The organism is Phaeobacter sp. A36a-5a (genome assembly GCF_037911135.1).
In the GTDB taxonomy this organism is placed as follows: domain Bacteria; phylum Pseudomonadota; class Alphaproteobacteria; order Rhodobacterales; family Rhodobacteraceae; genus Phaeobacter; species Phaeobacter bryozoorum.
Map to the genome: position 1 here is coordinate 1 of NZ_JBBLYU010000009.1, position 2,500 is coordinate 2,500.

General features: G+C 53.2%; 2 rRNA genes (1 of these 2 cut by a window edge). Both read right to left on the minus strand.

The annotated features are described in order from the left end of the window. Positions 1-185: 185 nt before the first annotated feature. Positions 186-300 (minus strand): 5S ribosomal RNA (gene rrf / locus WLQ66_RS18730). Positions 301-411: 111 nt separating this feature from the next. Continuing rightward, positions 412-2,500, minus strand: a 23S ribosomal RNA gene (locus tag WLQ66_RS18735) (it continues 785 nt past the right edge of the window).

Below are 2,500 nucleotides of genomic sequence, written 5' to 3' on the forward strand. Positions count from 1 at the left end.
ATGAGCCTGACGAGCTACCGGGCTGCTCCATCCCGCGACATTTTTATTTATGCTCTGGCGCGTTGCGCGAATTGAGCCATTAATTGCTTTATCACTGATGTTGTGATTGAGCATTTATCCCTTCAGAGGGGTATATCTGAAGGTATTTTTTATTGTTATCGTTTAGAGTTTATGGATTTTACTAGGTTTGGCGGTGACCTACTCTCCCACGCCTTAAGACGCAGTACCATCGGCGCAACAGTGCTTAACTTCCGGGTTCGGGATGGGACCGGGTGTTTCACTTGCGCTATGACCACCAAACCGAGGAAAATCCATATTGACGATCTTTGTGAGAGATCGTCGAGATACAATCGCGATGAAGTCCAAGTTTGTTTTGCTTTTGGTTCATTGTGTCACTGCCTGTTACTGGAACAGATCAAGCCTATCGGGCGATTAGTACCGGTCAACTGAATGCATTGCTGCACTTACATCTCCGGCCTATTGACGAGGTGGTCTACCTCGGCCCTCAGGGATACCTTGTTTTGAGGGGGGCTTCCCGCTTAGATGCCTTCAGCGGTTATCCTGTCCGATCATAGCTACCCTGCACTGCTGCTGGCGCAACAACAGGTCCACCAGTGGATCGTTCACCCCGGTCCTCTCGTACTAGGGGCAACTCCTCTCAAGTATCCTACACCCACGGCAGATAGGGACCGAACTGTCTCACGACGTTCTAAACCCAGCTCACGTACCTCTTTAAACGGCGAACAGCCGTACCCTTGGGACCTGCTCCAGCCCCAGGATGAGATGAGCCGACATCGAGGTGCCAAACACTGCCGTCGATATGGACTCTTGGGCAGTATCAGCCTGTTATCCCCGGCGTACCTTTTATCCGTTGAGCGATGGCCCTCCCACTTGGGACCACCGGATCACTATGGCCGACTTTCGTCTCTGCTCGACTTGTCAGTCTCGCAGTCAGGCTGGCTTCTGCCATTGCACTCAACGAGCGATTTCCGACCGCTCTGAGCCAACCTTCGCGCGCCTCCGTTACGCTTTAGGAGGCGACCGCCCCAGTCAAACTACCCGCCACGCAGGGTCCCGGATCCGGATAACGGACCGCGGTTAGATATCAAGAGTGCGAAGGGTGGTATCTCAAGGGAGGCTCCACCGGAACTAGCGTTCCGGTTTCGATGCCTACCACCTATCCTGCACATCACAATCCTGATACCAGTGCGAAGCTGTAGTAAAGGTGCACGGGGTCTTTCCGTCTAACCGCGGGAAGCCTGCATCTTGACAGGCAATTCAATTTCGCTGAGTCGATGTTGGAGACAGCGGGGAAGTCGTTACGCCATTCGTGCAGGTCGGAACTTACCCGACAAGGAATTTCGCTACCTTAGGACCGTTATAGTTACGGCCGCCGTTTACCTGGGCTTCAATTCGGAGCTCTCACCCCTCCTTTTAACCTTCAGGCACCGGGCAGGCGTCAGACCCTATACGTCGTCTTGCGACTTCGCAGAGCCCTGTGTTTTTAATAAACAGTCGCCACCCCCTGGTTTGTGCCCCCAGCTCCAAGTTGCCTTGGAACCGGGCCTCCTTCTCGCGAACTTACGGAGGTATTTTGCCGAGTTCCTTCAACATCGTTCTCTCAAGCGCCTTGGTATTCTCTACCAGTCCACCTGTGTCGGTTTAGGGTACGGTCTCATGGAGGGCTATTTCCAGGGACTGATCAGCAGCCCATTCAATCCGATAAGGATGAACTACCTTCACAATCCGTCACATCCTCCTGGCCTAGGAATATTAACCTAGTTCCCATCGGCTACGCCTTTCGGCCTCGCCTTAGGGGCCGGCTTACCCTGCTCAGATTAGCTTTAAGCAGGAACCCTTGGACTTTCGGCGAGAGTGTCTCTCACACTCTTTGTCGCTACTCATGTCATCATTCTCGCTAGTGATCTCTCCACGGGATCGCTCACGCGCCCGCTTCATCGAAAGCTCCGTGCGTCCAAGACCTTCCAGAGGAAGGTTAAAGACGCATGGAACTATGTCACACTACGCTCTGCTACCATGCACTATGTGCATCCTAAGCTTCGGCTCATGGCTTGAGCCCCGTTACATCTTCGCCGCAGGACGTCTTAATTAGACCAGTGAGCTGTTACGCTATCTTTAAAGGATGGCTGCTTCTAAGCCAACCTCCTGGTTGTTTTGGACATCCCACCTGCTTTCCCACTTAGCCATGAATTAGGGGCCTTAGCTGTAGGTCAGGGTTGTTTCCCTCTCCACTACGGACGTTAGCATCCGCAGTGTGTCTGCCATCTAGTACTCCCCGGTATTCGGAGTTTGGTTAGGATCAGTAAGCCTGTGGGGCCCCATTACCCATCCAGTGCTCTACCCCCCGGGGTATTCGGATGACGCTCTACCTAAATAGATTTCGCAGAGAACCAGCTATCTCCGAGTTTGATTGGCCTTTCACCCCTAGGCACAGCTCATCCCGATCCTTTTCAACGGATGTGGGTTCGGTCCTCCAGTG